This window comes from Burkholderia sp. CpTa8-5 (assembly GCF_017815045.1).
Classification (GTDB): domain Bacteria; phylum Pseudomonadota; class Gammaproteobacteria; order Burkholderiales; family Burkholderiaceae; genus Burkholderia; species Burkholderia sola.
The window spans coordinates 169,846-184,211 of sequence record NZ_JAGIQD010000001.1 but is presented as its reverse complement, the minus strand read 5'-3'; the positions used below and the strand labels follow the sequence as shown (position 1 = coordinate 184,211).

General features: G+C 64.3%; 12 protein-coding genes. All 12 read right to left on the bottom strand.

Annotated elements, in window-relative coordinates; genetic code table 11:
* Positions 1 to 27: 27 nt before the first annotated feature.
* On the bottom strand, positions 28 to 1,008 hold the full coding sequence (locus J8I35_RS00870; protein WP_209924224.1) for a glycosyltransferase: 981 nt from the start codon (positions 1,006 to 1,008) through the stop codon (positions 28 to 30).
* Positions 1,005 to 1,535: a DapH/DapD/GlmU-related protein gene (locus J8I35_RS00865; RefSeq protein WP_124651706.1), complete on the bottom strand. Its 531-nt coding sequence runs from the start codon at positions 1,533 to 1,535 to the stop codon at positions 1,005 to 1,007. The genes J8I35_RS00870 and J8I35_RS00865 overlap by 4 nt, the downstream gene beginning before the upstream one ends.
* A 1-nt stretch (position 1,536) precedes the next feature.
* Positions 1,537 to 2,736, bottom strand: coding sequence for a capsular biosynthesis protein (locus J8I35_RS00860; RefSeq protein ID WP_124651708.1), 1,200 nt, complete (start codon positions 2,734 to 2,736; stop codon positions 1,537 to 1,539).
* A gap of 28 nt (positions 2,737 to 2,764) precedes the next feature.
* Positions 2,765 to 3,997, bottom strand: coding sequence for an oligosaccharide flippase family protein (locus J8I35_RS00855; protein ID WP_209924223.1), 1,233 nt, complete (start codon positions 3,995 to 3,997; stop codon positions 2,765 to 2,767).
* Between the two features lie 63 nt (positions 3,998 to 4,060).
* Complete coding sequence (locus tag J8I35_RS00850) at positions 4,061 to 6,298, bottom strand: polysaccharide biosynthesis tyrosine autokinase (protein WP_209924222.1); 2,238 nt, start codon at positions 6,296 to 6,298, stop codon at positions 4,061 to 4,063.
* A gap of 52 nt (positions 6,299 to 6,350) precedes the next feature.
* Positions 6,351 to 6,785, bottom strand: a complete 435-nt coding sequence (locus J8I35_RS00845; RefSeq protein WP_209924221.1) for a low molecular weight protein-tyrosine-phosphatase — start codon at positions 6,783 to 6,785, stop codon at positions 6,351 to 6,353.
* Positions 6,782 to 7,951 (bottom strand): polysaccharide biosynthesis/export family protein, encoded by a 1,170-nt coding sequence (locus tag J8I35_RS00840; RefSeq protein ID WP_245170042.1) that lies wholly within the window; start codon positions 7,949 to 7,951, stop codon positions 6,782 to 6,784. The genes J8I35_RS00845 and J8I35_RS00840 overlap by 4 nt, the downstream gene beginning before the upstream one ends.
* 167 nt (positions 7,952 to 8,118) lie before the next feature.
* On the bottom strand, positions 8,119 to 9,195 hold the full coding sequence (locus J8I35_RS00835; RefSeq protein WP_209924220.1) for a sugar transferase: 1,077 nt from the start codon (positions 9,193 to 9,195) through the stop codon (positions 8,119 to 8,121).
* 732 nt (positions 9,196 to 9,927) lie between these two features.
* Positions 9,928 to 10,881 carry a helix-turn-helix domain-containing protein gene (locus J8I35_RS00830; RefSeq protein ID WP_209924480.1) on the bottom strand — a complete coding sequence of 318 codons (954 nt, stop codon included), beginning with the start codon at positions 10,879 to 10,881 and terminating at the stop codon, positions 9,928 to 9,930.
* Positions 10,882 to 11,160: 279 nt separating this feature from the next.
* Positions 11,161 to 11,400, bottom strand: coding sequence for a hypothetical protein (locus tag J8I35_RS00825; protein ID WP_124637467.1), 240 nt, complete (start codon positions 11,398 to 11,400; stop codon positions 11,161 to 11,163).
* Between the two features lie 715 nt (positions 11,401 to 12,115).
* Entirely contained in the window at positions 12,116 to 12,940 is an 825-nt protein-coding gene (locus J8I35_RS00820; protein WP_124637466.1) for an alpha/beta fold hydrolase, read from the bottom strand.
* A gap of 142 nt (positions 12,941 to 13,082) precedes the next feature.
* Positions 13,083 to 14,072 (bottom strand): LysR substrate-binding domain-containing protein, encoded by a 990-nt coding sequence (locus tag J8I35_RS00815; RefSeq protein WP_209924219.1) that lies wholly within the window; start codon positions 14,070 to 14,072, stop codon positions 13,083 to 13,085.
* Between the last annotated feature and the right edge of the window lie 294 nt (positions 14,073 to 14,366).

Below are 14,366 nucleotides of genomic sequence, written 5' to 3'. Positions count from 1 at the left end.
CCGTCGCGCACCGACGCCGAACGACCGTCAAACACGCGGGCCGCGCCCCGCGACCGCATCGATATACGCGAGCACGCCGGACCCTTCGATTACGCGCCCCCATTCGAGCGACTTCATCGCAGCCGGATCGGGACGACGCGCACGGATCCGCGACAGCGGAAACACTTCGTCGAAGATCGCCGCGCCGGTGACGTGACACGGGATACCGAGTTCTTTCGCGGTGCGTACGTTCGACGGCGCGTCGTTGCAGACGATCTTTTTTCCGAGCGACGCGTATTCGAGCAGCTTCGTCGGCGTCTGGAAGCAATGCGGCCGGTGATACGGAAAGAAGCACACCGCGTATTCGCTGTCGCGCACGATCCGCAGCGCGTCGCGTTGCGGTACGCGGCCGACGAAGCGGATGCCCGGCGTGTCGGCGAAAGCCGCGCGGATTTCGGGCTCCGGATGGCCGACCAGCACGAGCGTGTCCGCTGCGTCGCGCCGCGCGTCGCGGTAGGCGGCGAGCACCTTGTGAAAGCCGCGTTCTCGGCTCATCTCGCCGATATAGCAGAACCTTCCGGACGGCATTTGCACGGTATCGGCGTCACCCGCGGCCGCGACGTCGGCACCGGCACCGGCACCCACCGGATCGAAGATCCAGTCCGGCACGCCCATCGGCAGCAGCAACGCGCGTACGCCGTCGCCAAACGCCATCGCGTCGCGCATCCGCGCGTTCTGGAAGATGCGCAAATCGGGCCGTACGTTCAACACGCGCTTCACGCGGTCCTTGACGGCCGCGAGCCGGCCCACCGACAGCGACCGATAGTCGTGAATCACGAACCGCGCGGGCGGCAATGCCCGATAGAAACCCATGATGCACCACAGGATGCAGACGTCCCGGTCCGGAAAGCGCACATACGCATCGAGATCGCCGTCGAACACCTCGAACCCGTGCGCTCTCAGCCGACGGCCGTAGGCGGCGATCTCGGGATAGTTCGCCTTGCCGGGATGCAGAATGAACACTTTCATTTCGATTCCTGTCCGTTGTCGACAACGCGCGCCGGCACACCGACCGCGACGCCGCCGTCGGGCACGTCGGTCAGCACGACCGCCCCGGCGCCAATCCGCGCGCGGTCGCCGATGCGAACCTCGCCGAGCACGACGCTGTGCGCGCCGAACTCGACGTGATCGCCGATCGTCGGCACGCCGCCGAGCGTGCCGTCCTTCCGGATCGTGTTGCCGACGGTCACGCCGTGCCGCAGCGTGCAGTACGCGCCGATCGTCGCGTATCCGTTGATCACGAGGCCGGTGCCGTGATAGATCGCGAGCCCCTTGCCGATCTTCGTCTTCGCCGGAATCTCGATGCCCATCAGCCAGTCGCACAACACGATGTACAGCAGGATCAGCGGCGCGCCGGCCAGCAGCGTGAACCGGCTCCGGCACGCGAGGTAGTGCACGATGCGGTAGAAGATCACCACGCTGCGCGTCTTCACGAACGCATTGCGGCGGCAATCTTCGGCGATCGCGTCGGCGGTCTGTCGCAACGTGACGGTCATGTCAACGCTGCCCCGCGAAAACGCGCCGCGCCGCATCGGCCGGGATACGCGCGGTGCCGAAGTAGTCGATGCCGTCGACCAGAAACGAATGGATGTACTTCAGCAGGCGCTCGCGGTCGAACTCCTTGTAGAAACACCGGCCGAGCGACACCACGCGCTTGCCGTACAGCATCGCCTCCAGCCCGACCGTCGAATTGATCGTGACGACCGCATGCGCATGCCGCAGCAGCTCCGTGGTCGGCGTCGTGACGATTTCGAAGTGATACGTCTGCTGCAGGCGCACGATCGCGTCGATCTCGGCCGCATCGGTTTCCGCCGGATGGAGTTTCACGAACAGGTCGGCGCTCTCGTTCGCCGCGAACTCGAACGCATGGCGAATCGCGTCGAGATTGCCGACGTCAGAGTGCAGCTTGATCTGCGTATCGCCGGCCACCTGAAGCGGCAGGAATACATAGCGGCAGGTCGACAGCGTGTCGGGCGACATATAAGTGGCCTGGCGCGGCGCCGGCATGCCGTTGCGCGCGCGCACGCTTGCCAGACGCCGCCGGCCGACACCGCGGCTGACCAGCTTCAGCACATAATTCGTCGCGGACGTCGCCTTGCGTCCGAACGACGTCCGCGCCTGCGGCAGCGGCTTGCGCTTGTCTCGTTCATAGGTCGACAGCCAGCGCGCATGCGTGTCCTCGTCGGGCAGCGGCAGGCGATCGATGACCTCGGGGTTGCGGCTGATCGTCGACAATGCATTGACGCCCAGCGAATCGACGAACAGCTTGCCCGGCAGATTCGAGATCTCGATGAAGCGGGTCGCCACGCCCTGCACCGTGCACGCCTGCCGCACCGCGCGGCACACGAGCTGCTGCCCGTTCCACATCACGCACTGCTCGACCCGCAGGCCGCGCAGCACTTCCGACGCGATATGGAAGATCGCCGCCGACTCGCGCTTCGCACGCGCCTCGGTCATCTGCCCGTTCATCACTTCGATCGACAGTTGATACGGCGTGCGGTCGGCCGCGCCGCCGTCGGACACGTCGATCGGCATCAGCCGGTTCAGGTACACCGACCGGAAGCCGCCCAGCAGCAGGCCGAGATGCGCGACCGGCTCGCTCGTCAGGAATGCGAACTCGTATTCGTGCCGGACCCCGCTCACCAGACGGGTGGCGAAGTAGTAGCGCTCGAGGGAGTCGATGACTATCAGGATCATGGTGTACTCGTTCGTCGTATCGGCGTTCTCACGCCAGCGCCCCCGACCGGGACAGGTTCGCGTCGAGGACCCGGTACGTCAGCGCGATGCCCGCCGCCATCAGCGCCGCGCCGGTCAATGAAAAAATCAGGACGCTCGTCGGGGCCGACAGGTTCGTCAGCCGCGCGACGCCCAGCGCACCGACGAGGCCCAATCCGCAGGTCAGCTGAAACAGGAAATCGGTGCGCTGTGCGCGCGTGGCCAGGAAGATCTGCGACAGCGGCACGTAGATCAGCTGCAGTGCGAACAACGGCATCAGGCTGTAATAGAAGCCGACCGAGCCGCGCCAGCTTGCGCCGAAGAACAGGTCGACGAGCGGCGCGAACAGCAGCAGCCCGCCGGCCATGTACGCGACGGCGAGGCCCGCGAGTGCACGCGCGTAGGTGCGGTACACCCGATGCACCGCCGAGCCGCCATCCGGTCGTGCCATCGCGCCGATTGCGTCGCGCCGAAACACGCCGCCCACGCTCTGCGCGATCAGCGAAACCGGAAAGAAACCGAGCCGGTAAGCCGCGGCGAAGTAGCCGGCACTCTGCGCATCGAACCAGTGCGGAATGGCGATCGCCAGCGCGTAGGTCAGCACCGACGCGCACAGCGTCGACGGCAGGATGTACAGCGCGAACCGGCGATTCCTGACGAAGAAACCCGGCGACAACCTGAACGCATACCCTGCGCGATAGCCGCTCAGCACGATCGCACCCGCCATCGCGATCGACACTGCGGCGGTCACCCACGCGTACAACGCGAATACGTCGACCTTGCCGCATGCGGAGCAGGCGAGCGACAGCACGAGACCGATCAGGAACGCACCGTTGACGACCATGCGCGACAGCGCGATCCATCCGTAGCGCCTGAGGCTGTTCAGGTAGGCGCCGGCAGCCAGCTGGATGAACGATGCCAGCGCATAGACGGCGACAGGATAGAGGTCCGCCCGGCCGGCGATCGCGATCAGCATCCCGCCCGCGGCGGCGACCATCAGGCCCAACGCCGTCACGTTGACCAGCGCATTGAACGATTCGCGCGGCGAATCGTCGACGCACGCGAGCTCGTAGCGCAATGCGAGCAGCGTGCCGACGAAAGACGCCAGCGCGAGCAGATAGTTGAAGTGGCCGAGCGACTCAGGCCCGAACCGACGTCCGATCACGAAGATGCAGACGAACAGCGCGATCTGCCCCATCACGACGCCGGCCAGCGAAACGATCGAATCCCGCGGATTGATCATCGCGCCTCCGTGCGCCGCGCGCGACCGGATTCGCATGCCGGGACGCCGGCTGCGCTGGACATATCACGCATCCTGCGCTCCGTACTCGTAGGCGACATAGCGATAACCGCCGTACTTCGAACCGTAGCCGTACTGTCCGAGCCGCGGGTTGACGCCGTTGAAGATGACGCCGTTCAGGCGAACGCCGTTTTGCGCGAAGCGCTTCGCTGATTCGTCGATCTCGCCGAGCTTTGTCTTGCCCGCCATCGTGACGAGCAGCGCGGTACCGGCGAATGCACCGAGAATACCGGTATCGGGCACGGCGAGCACCGGCGCCGAGTCGATCACGACGATGTCGTAACCCGACGACAGGCCGTCGACCAGCGCCGCGAGATTGCGGTTCAACAGCAGTTCCGCGGGATTTTTCGGCATCGTGCCGGTCGAGATGAAGTCGAGACCCTCGACCACCTCTCGGTGAATCACGTCCTCCACGCGTGCGCTGCCGGCGATCAGCTCCGTGAAGCCGCGGCCGCGCGGAAAGCCGAGATAGTCATGCATCCGCCCCTTGCGAATGTCGCCGTCGATCAGCAGCACACGCTTCCCGGCGCTGGCCATCACGACCGCGAGGTTCGACGAGATGAAGGTCTTGCCGACGCCCGGCGCGGGACCAGCGATCAGCACGATGTTGTTCTTCGCCTCGAGCATCGCGAACTGCAGGGCGGTGCGCAGGCTCCGCAGGCACTCGACGGCCGGCTCGTTCGGGAAATCGATCGACAGGATCGACTTGTGGCCGCTCTTGCGCGCGGCTTCTTCGGCCAGGTCGCGCTGATGGTCGCTGATCGGGACCGTCGCGTACACCGCGAGGCCGAGGCGGCGCTCGATCTCGTTGTGATCCGAGATGCCGTGGAACAGCATCGAGCGGACGATCGCGGTGCCGCTGCCGGCGAGCAGCCCGAGCAGCAGCGACGCCAGCGCGACGAGCACCTTCTTCGGCCGCACCGCCACTTCCGGCACCGCGGCCGTGTCGACGAGACGCACGTTGCCGACCTTGCCGGCCTGCACGAGTTGCAGTTGCTGCATGTTGTTCAGCAATGCCGTGTAGAGGTCGGTGTTGACCTTCACGTCGAGCATCAGCCGCACGGCTTCCTGCTGCAGGTCCGGCAGGCGCCTGATCTGCAGCTCGGCGGCGTTCCGATAGCCGTTCAGCGCGGCGATCTGCTCGTCGATCACGGCCACGCTCGGGTGCCGTTCGGTGAAACGGGACATCAACTCCTGCCGCTTCTGCTGCAACTCGAGCAGGCGCGTCTTCGCGTCCGCGGTCTGGGCCAGCGCGAGCTTCGCCTCCTCGGTGAGGTCGACCGTGCCATGCTCGTCTCGCAGTTTGGTCAGGCGTGCTTCGGAATCGGCCAGTTGCTGCTTGAGCTGCGGCAATTGCGCGGTCAGGAATTCAAGCGACTGCGCGGCCTCCGCCGATTTCCGCTCGATGTTCTGCCGCACGTACTGACGGCCGATTTCGTTCATCGTGTCGCTGACCCATTTCGGATCGGTATCCTGAAGACTGGCGACGACGACGTCCGATTGCTTCACGCGCTCCTGCACGTTGAGGCGGTCGCGGATGTCCTCGATCGTCTTCAGCCGCGAGTGGCGAACCAGCACGAATGCGGCGCCGGGCTTCGCGGCGATCGACGCGACCTGCAGCACGATCGGGCCGCGCGGCGAGTCGAAGCGCTCGAGCGCGCCGACGGTGCCCTCGACCGGCGCATCGAGATCGCCGCCGTCGAGCCGATAACGCTTGCCCCCGAGGCTCGTCAGCGTGAACGCGTCGCCTTCGTTCTTGCGCGGCACGTCGAAACGCCGCACGTCGATGCGTTCGCGGCCCCACGCGTAGCCGCCCAGGCCGGCGAGGCCGGGTTCGGACAAGCCATCGCGATGGCGCGCGATCCAGTCGCCAATCAGCGGAAATCGCTTCGGCTCCGCGTCGATGAACAGGTTGAGCTTGTCGACCGCACGTTCGACGACGAGGCGCGACGCGAGGATCTGCTGTTCCGCGGCGGCCGACGACTTGACGTCGAACAGCGCCGATACGTCGCCGAGCAACGACTTGGCGGCCGACGTGTCCGGACTGTCCTCGACCTGGACCATGATGTTGGCTTCGAACACGGGCTTGCCGAGCATCGCGTACGCGAGGCCGGCCGCCAGCAGCACGCACGTGATGGACGCGATCAGCCAGCGGCTTTCCAGCAGAATGTCGAGCACCGCGACGAAATCGGTCTCGCTGCCGTCTTCGGCGGCTTGCTGCGGCGGGGCGGAGGGTTGGGTCATGGCAACGATATGAGGCGTAGGGGTTCCAGTGGAGCGTCGGCCGACGGCGGCTTCAGACGATACGAAGGCGCTTCGACCACTCGGACACGCCGAGTTCGATCAGTCGCGCGCAGCGTTCGAATACGAACCTGGGCTGCCGGTAAGGGTCGTGCACGTCGAAGTCCGTGTATTCGCCGAGACGGAACACGCGTCCCCGCACGAACGGAAACCGGTTCTCGAGCGACGTGCGCTGTCGACGGTCCATCACGAGGATCAGGTCGGCGTCGGTACACAGCGCGCGGGCAACCTGCCGGGCGCGATGCGGCGACACGTCGAACCCGCGCAGGCGCATGACGTCCAGCGCATACGGCGCGGCCGGCATGCCGACCAGTGCGTTCAGGCCGGCGGACGTGACGCGGCGCCCCGGCATCGACTGACGCAGCATCGCTTCGGCCATCGGGCTGCGGCAAATGTTGCCTTCGCAGACGATCAGGATGGACTCCATCATTTGGTCGCGATCGCCGCGGTCAGGCCGGCATTGATGGCCGGCAGCAACAGGCTGAGCACGCGGCTGAAGCGGACGAGCCCGTTGCCGTCGACGTAGACGACGTCCTTCGGCTTCAACTGGAATTGATTGGCGAGCACCATCGCGACCGGCGAGCGGGCATCGAGGTGATAGACCTGCGGTTGCGCGTCCTGCATCCCGCGCACCACGTAGAGCTGCGCGGCGTCGGCCGTGTTCGCGTTCAGGCTGCCTGCCTGCGCGATCGCCTCGCTCAACGTCAGCCGGCCATTGCGCATCGGCAACGCCGTGACGGGCTTGTTGACCTCGCCCATCACGAATACGCCGCTCTCGTCGCGTGCCAGCACGCGCACGAGGTCGCCGTTGCGCAGCACGATCTTCGACGGATTGCGTCCTTGTTCGGCCATCCCGGTCAGATCGATCCTGCGCTCGACGCCGTCGCGCACCAGCACGATGCGACTCCGGTCGGCCGCCGCCGAGAATCCCCCTGCCCGCCCTATCGCGTCATACAGCGTCATCGGGATGTCGTTCACCGGCTGCGAGCCCGGCGTATGCACCTCGCCCTCGATATACACCTGCTTCGCACGGAACGATGCGATCCGCACCGTGACCTGCGGATTCCTGAACGTCTTGTCAAGACGCCGCGCAAGCTGCGTTTGTACCTGCTCGGCCGTCAGCCCGGCGACCGGCAACCGGCCCGCGTAAGGAAACTGCAGCGTACCGTCCTGATCGACGACGAAACCCGGCGGCGCATCCGCGGCACGCGGCGCGGACTGTGCCGGCGCGCCGAGCGCCGCCGCCAGTTCGGGGTGATCCCACACGGTGATCTGCAACACGTCGCCGCGGCCGAGGGTGTATGCGTCCGGCGACGAGGCGATATCGCGGAGCTCGCCGGGCACACTGCGTTCCGTATCGCGCATGCGCCGGATCAGCGACAGGTCGATATTCGTCACCGGAACCGGCAGCGTGGCGTTGCCACCCGGCGTCGTGCCGCTTTGCAGCGGAATCGACGCCGGCTGCTGCATGCGCATGCCCGGCGCGATACCGCACGCGCCCAGCAACGCACACAGCGGCAGGATCATCACGAGTCGACCGACACGCGATCGTCGGCGCGGCGCGCGCGCCGGCTCCATTTGACGCAACCTCTGCATTACAACCTCGCTCTTTTTTAGTCTGAAATTGCTTCGGTCGCCTCGCGTCGTGTCGACCGCGAGTACAGCACCCCTGTCGAGACCGGACATGCCTGCTGCCACACGGTACCGTTGCGCCGCCTTCCGCCACGCGCGATCGCACCGCCTTCACATGCGGGAGGAAGCGACTAGTACGCGCCCGAGCCGCGCACCACCACGGTGATCGTCCTGAACAGAATGCCGATGTCGCGGCGCAGCGACCAGTCGCGCACGTAGGACACGTCGAGCGACACGCGCGTCGAATAGTCGGTGTCGTTGCGGCCGCTGACCTGCCAAAGGCCGGTCATGCCGGGCTTGGCCATCAGGTAGTAGCGCACGTCGGCGCCGTAGCGTTCGAGCTCGGCCTCGACGATCGGGCGCGGCCCGACCAGGCTCATGTCGCCCTTCAGCACGTTCAGCAACTGCGGCAGTTCGTCGAGGCTCGTCTTGCGGAGCAGGCGGCCGATCGGCGTGATGCGGACATCGTTCTTCAGCTTGAATTCGCGCGCCCATTCCGCCCGGGCGTCGGCGTCGCGCTCCAGCAGCGCCTTGAGCACCACATCGGCGTTCGTCACCATCGAGCGAAATTTCAGGCACTTGAAGCGCTGGCCGTTTCGGCCGACACGCTCATGCCCGAAGATCACCGGACCGCCGTCGCGCCTCACGGCCCATGCGATGCCCAGCAATGCCGGCGCGAGCACGACGAGCAGCACCGACGCGCCCACCAGGTCGAAGCTCCGCTTGACCGTCCGCTTGACGCGTCCGACCGTCCGGTGGCCGATCTCGAACTGGCCGCGCCGGTCCGCGTGCGCGATCGCCGCCGCGCGCACCTGACCGCCCGCACGCTCGATCGCACCAAAGATCGCGAGCGTCAGCGCGCGGAATGCGATCAGGCCGATCCCGCTGGCGAGCGTCCAGCACACGAACCACTCGCTCGACAGCACATGCGCACGATGCAGCACGTAAAGCAGCGCGGTGCTCATGCCCTGCACGACGATCCATGCCAGCACCGTGCGCCCGAGCAGGTGCAGCGCCGATTGCGTCCGCACCTTCTCGTAGATGCCACATGCGGGAAATACCGACAACGCCAGCGCGGCGGCAAACGCGACGAGGGCACCGTCGAACAGGGTGCCGCGCGCACCGCCGGTCGCACCGATCAACGCGGGGATGAACGCGCCCAGCACGATCATTCCGATATCGGTCGCTCGATTGATCAACGAATTCATTGATATGAACTCCTAATTCATAACCCAATATCCATTCACGACGCAGCGCGGCATCACATCACGCGGAACGCTGGTTGCGGCGCCTCTGCTTCAACGTTTCCGCAGTGCATCATATTCGCCGCGACTTGCGCCTTTATCGATTGCGTCCGAATCCGCCTTGTTGATGGCGGAACAAATCAAGGCCGATTTCCCGAGCGAATTATTCGATCCATTTCTCGAATCGAGCGATGCACGAATAACGTGCGTTCGCACCCATTCATGCCCGGATTCGGATCGGATGTACGACATGAATTTCATGTCGATTTGCAATTCGTCGCGGCCGCCGTGCGCGCGCGCGGGGCATGCGCATGCATCGCCTGGTGCGTCCTGGCCTACGAGCGAGCATCGGCCGAACGACGGCACTCGATGCTCGCCCAACGAATAAAAAGGCCTGCACGGTGCGCTCACGACGACACGGCAGGCAAAATTCCGAGGAGTACCGGGGTGCCGACTCCTCGAAAGGCCAGTCGATAACTTAATCAGTGGAAATATGCGTGGGTTGATCGATGTCCGACCGCGCCACGATTGTGGCCGAATCCGCCTTCGTCAAATCAGAATTACCGATACCACTGATTTGCATTCCAAATTATAAGACCGTCATGCTGACTGAACATCGATATCCAGGCATGGATTTGAATTCGGGTAAAGCGACTTCGCCGATGGGTGTCCGATGGCGAATTGCGATCGCCCGCTCTAGGACGATGCGCCGCTCATCCAGTCGCCCAAATCCGACGCGTACAGCGTGTCCGTCGACGCGTCACTGTCTTTTCGTGCAGCCGCCCGAAATTCGGTCGGCGATGTCTGCAAGTGCTGGCGAAACAGTTTTGCCATCCGGTCGCCGCTGCCGAGGCCGGTGCGCCGCGCGACCTTGTCCGCCGGAAGATCCGTCTCGATCAGCATGCGGCATGCCTTTTCGAGGCGTATCCTCAGCACGAACTCGGTAGGCGTGACACCGATTTCGTTCTTGAAGCGCCGCAAGAAATTGCGCTCGCTCATCGCGGCGGCCTGCGCGGCATCGGCGATCGAAATGCGGTTCTCGCTATTGACCCGCAGATGATGCGCGGCCATCCGGATCAGCGTGCTCGCACGGGCGACGCGTGCGCCGAACAACACGTCGGTCAGTTTGCGGTTCGCGCCGGACACCATGCACATCACGATTTCCTGCGCGATTTCGTAACCCATGTCCACCCGGACGATCGACAACGCATCGGAGAAAGGCCCGTCGTCTTCGTCGCCGGCGGCTTCATCGTCCGACGCGCCGCCGTCCGTTCCCGGCGCTGCCTTCTCTATCTCCTTCTGCCCCAGGCGAATCTGCGTCAGCAATCTCCGGCCGCCATGGCTGCCGCGCACGACCCGCGCCCGCTGATGGACATGCCGGACCCACGCAATAAACTGTTCGTCGAGCTCGTCGGTCCCGCCTTGACCGCTCAACACGAACATCGCGTGCACCCTGCTGGCTTCGAGTGTGCGCGCCGCTTCCGTCCAGATGCCGACGCCCGACGACGAACGAACCGGGCCGCCATGCACGGAATACAGGCGCAATTCGTAACGGTCGACGAATGCGCCATCGACCCGTCCGAGCTGATTCGCCAGTTCGAAAACGGCGGCTAGCTTGCCCATCTGCATAATGGAAAAACCCTCGAGCAACAGGACGATTACGCTTGCCCGTTGATGTTCGTTGCCGGCGCCTCTTCCCCGATTCACGCTTGACCCCGTCGATGAATGATTCGGCACTGTTTGCATCCTGCGGCCCTTTAACAATTTCTTACATTTGTTGTTTTCTGCGCCGCATCATAAGGGGCGCTCCTCGCCCGCCGATTTGTCAATGTCTGTTTTCGCCGTGTTGTTGTCGGATTCAATCAAGCCAATGATATGGACCTATTTATTGAAATTCATCAATTTCGGTGGAAATACGATCACGCCATTTCATTGAAAATTGACGTGCATCAATGCCAGGAAATATAAATCGCGATAACGCAGGCGGGGGAAATCACCGGTAATGAAGAGAAACCGAAATCGATCGAATGAGCCGTCTTTTTCGAGTGCCGCCGCCGCAATGGGCGAACGGGCCGCATCGCGGCGACCCCGCGTGGGCGCTGGTGAGAGCCGTTCAGGCAGCATGGTCGAATGTCGCTCAGGGCGGGTGAAACCGGCGATTTCGCGCAAACGTCATCCCGGGATTTTGGCCAGGCATTTAAGGAAAATTCAGATCGTGCGTGACCTCGGATCGGTAATGAAATACCGGCTCCATCGTCGAATCTTTCGGTATAGCGGCACGCAAACGTTTGTCGTTGAAGAGACCGAAACCTATGGGCGATACACGGGATCACACGGTATGACCAAGGATTACATGCGATTACGATCAATTACACGAGGCGATTCGTTCGCGTGCCGGATCCTATGCCGTTTGTCGGACTTGTCGGTATCGATCCGTCATAGGGCAGTTCGTCCGGCGCGCGCTCATCGAATTCGGATCGACTCGTTTTGATGGGCGTTCGCGTCGGTCGAATGCGGCGCGTGCGATATGCGCGTTGCCCTGCCCGCACCGCCGGCCCGGGTCAGGAAAGGAGGAAACGGTTGCGGGCGACCCCGCCCGGTGCGTTTTAAACTTTCGTTCGTACTGCAGATTTTCGTGTGTCGACAGGCAACCCCAATGTCCAACCGAATCGGTAGTATTCCGGAAGATCGGTGGTCGATCGCAACCATTCGGCCGCGCGACCCGAGGGCGGCGCTCACGCCCACGTCCACGCCCACGCAATCAGGATCGCTAGAAACCCGGCAGCCGCCCATGCCCGTCCGACCGCTGCGCTGCGGCGGCTCGCCACCGGAAAAACCGATCTGCGCGGCGCCGGGCACGCGGGCGTCGCCGTTCGCGCGATCGTCAGTTCGACGGCAGTGACTGCGCGTCGAACCAGTCGAGCAGCGTGCGCGTGACGAACGCCGGATTTTCCAGGTTCGAGATATGGCCAGCGTCGGGCACCAGCGCATGCGCGCAACCGATCACGCTCGCCATCTTCACGGTTTCCGACGGCGGGCGCGCCATGTCGCCCGCGCCGCACATCAGCAGCGTGCGTGCGGCATCGAGGTCGGCGAGTGTCGCGAGTGTGTCGGGCCGGCCGAAAATCAGCCGGCCGAGCGGCGCGATCGATTGCCGCAGCCGGTCGGCCGGCAGGTTCGCGAGCGCATCGCGAAACGCCGTCGGCACCGGGTCGTCGAGATTGACGTCCGGCCGGAAGAACAGCGGCACGATCGCGTCGAGCAGCGGCGGCGCGATGCGGCCCGCTGTCTCGATCGCGTCGAGCATCCCGAAGTAGCGGGCGCGCGTCGCATCGGGTTCGGCCTCGAGCGACGCATCCATGATCACGAGCGAGCGCACGCGCTGCGGCTCGCGCAACGCGAGCCGCGCGCCCCACATGCCGCCGACGCTGAGCCCGACGATCGCGCACTGTTCGATCTCCAGCGCGTCGAGCAGCGCGCTGGCGTGCGCGGCGAGATCGTCGAGCGTGTGCGTGCCGTCCGGCAGTGCGCCCGATTCGCCATGCCCCCACAGATCCGGCACGATCACGCGATACCGGCGCGACAGTGCGTCGATTTGCGGCGCCCACATCGTCGCGTCCCACAGATAGCTGTGCCCGAGCAGCACCGGAAAACCGGCGCCGTGATCGAGGTAGTGCAGGGTACTGCCATGAATAGTGTGTGCGGGCATGCTGTCTCCGGATGTGAGGACGCGGCGATGGCCCGGAAACGGGTGCCGCAGTCGGCGGCGTTCTGCGACGAACGCGAAGCGGCGCATCATCGCACAGGTTGCAGGCGTCGTGCATGACGCCGCGCACGACGTATTCGCCGCGCTATCCGACGCGGTACATCGGCAGCACGTTGCTGCCGGCGATGCCCGGCTCCTCCTCGAGCGAATGACACGCTTGTTCGAGCAACCAGTTGGTCAGCACCGCGATATCGAATTCGTTGCACGCATCGGGGTTCTGCACGAGCACGTAGCTGCCCGATGCAACGGTGCAGTGCGGGAACAGCTCGACGAGCCGCCCCTGCTTCAACAGCCCGTCGACGAGGGGCCGCCTGCCGATCGCGATACCGTGGCCGTCGACCGCGGCCTGGACCAGTTGATCGTACTGGCTGAAGTGCAGCGCGCCGGCCGGCCGCAGCCGCGGCACGCCGAGCGCCTTCAGCAAATGGCTCCAGCCGTGCCACGGCCATTCGCCGCGCGGGTCGTCGAGATGCAGCAGCACGTGCTTGTCGAGGTCGGCCGGCTTCATCGACGCGGCGTCGCCCGCCGCCACCAGGCTCGGGCTGCACACCGCGACGACACGCTCGCGAAACAGCACGTCCGTATCGTCGGTCGACGTATACGGGCCTGCATAGCGCACGGCCAGGTGCAAACGTTTGCGTTTGAGATCTTCGATTTCGCTCGTGGCCGACACGCGCACGTCGATGTCCGGATAGCTGGCGCGAAACGAACCGAGGCGTGGAATCAGCCACAGCGCGGCGAACGAGACGGTGGTCGACAACGAGATGGCGCGCTGGCCGACACTCGACGACAGCTTACCGACCACCGATTCCAGGTCGGACAACGCGAACGAGATCGCGTCGTACAGCTCGCGCCCCTTGTCGGTCAGCGTCAACGAACGAATGTGCCGATGGAACAGCTCGATCCGGAGCTGCTCTTCGAGCGCCTTGACCTGCCGACTCACGGCCGATTGCGTGACGTTCAGTTCCTGCCCCGCCCGCGTGAAGCTCAAATGGCGCGCCGCGCATTCGAAGCCTCTCAGGAAATCCAGCGAAGGCAGACTTCTCAATCGCTTTGCCAATCTCACATTAGCCATACCGCCGCCTCAAAGTTGCACCCATCGACCGATAAGTCGCCGTTCGCCTCCCTGAATCGTCTCTCCCATTTGGATTCGGAAACGATTTTATATTGAATCATGGATGCACATCATTCTTATTTTCAATCGTGACACTTGTATTTATCTATCGATTTTGATCGCAATCATATTCTTACATTAACATTATCCAGGTAGTGATTTTGTAAATTAATACGAGAACGAATCCAGCACTTCAACCAGCCGATAAACTCCTTCAAAAACAGAGGATTGCCGCCAGAATTCGACGCTATCACG

Coding starts and splice junctions, on each gene's coding strand:
- J8I35_RS00835 (WP_209924220.1), bottom strand. CDS start 9,195: ATGAATTCGTTGATCAATCGAGCGACCGATATCGGAATGATCGTGCTG.
- J8I35_RS00865 (WP_124651706.1), bottom strand. CDS start 1,535: ATGACCGTCACGTTGCGACAGACCGCCGACGCGATCGCCGAAGATTGC.
- J8I35_RS00860 (WP_124651708.1), bottom strand. CDS start 2,736: ATGATCCTGATAGTCATCGACTCCCTCGAGCGCTACTACTTCGCCACC.
- J8I35_RS00840 (WP_245170042.1), bottom strand. CDS start 7,951: ATGCAGAGGTTGCGTCAAATGGAGCCGGCGCGCGCGCCGCGCCGACGA.
- J8I35_RS00850 (WP_209924222.1), bottom strand. CDS start 6,298: ATGACCCAACCCTCCGCCCCGCCGCAGCAAGCCGCCGAAGACGGCAGC.
- J8I35_RS00820 (WP_124637466.1), bottom strand. CDS start 12,940: ATGCCCGCACACACTATTCATGGCAGTACCCTGCACTACCTCGATCAC.
- J8I35_RS00870 (WP_209924224.1), bottom strand. CDS start 1,008: ATGAAAGTGTTCATTCTGCATCCCGGCAAGGCGAACTATCCCGAGATC.
- J8I35_RS00845 (WP_209924221.1), bottom strand. CDS start 6,785: ATGATGGAGTCCATCCTGATCGTCTGCGAAGGCAACATTTGCCGCAGC.
- J8I35_RS00815 (WP_209924219.1), bottom strand. CDS start 14,072: ATGGCTAATGTGAGATTGGCAAAGCGATTGAGAAGTCTGCCTTCGCTG.
- J8I35_RS00855 (WP_209924223.1), bottom strand. CDS start 3,997: ATGATCAATCCGCGGGATTCGATCGTTTCGCTGGCCGGCGTCGTGATG.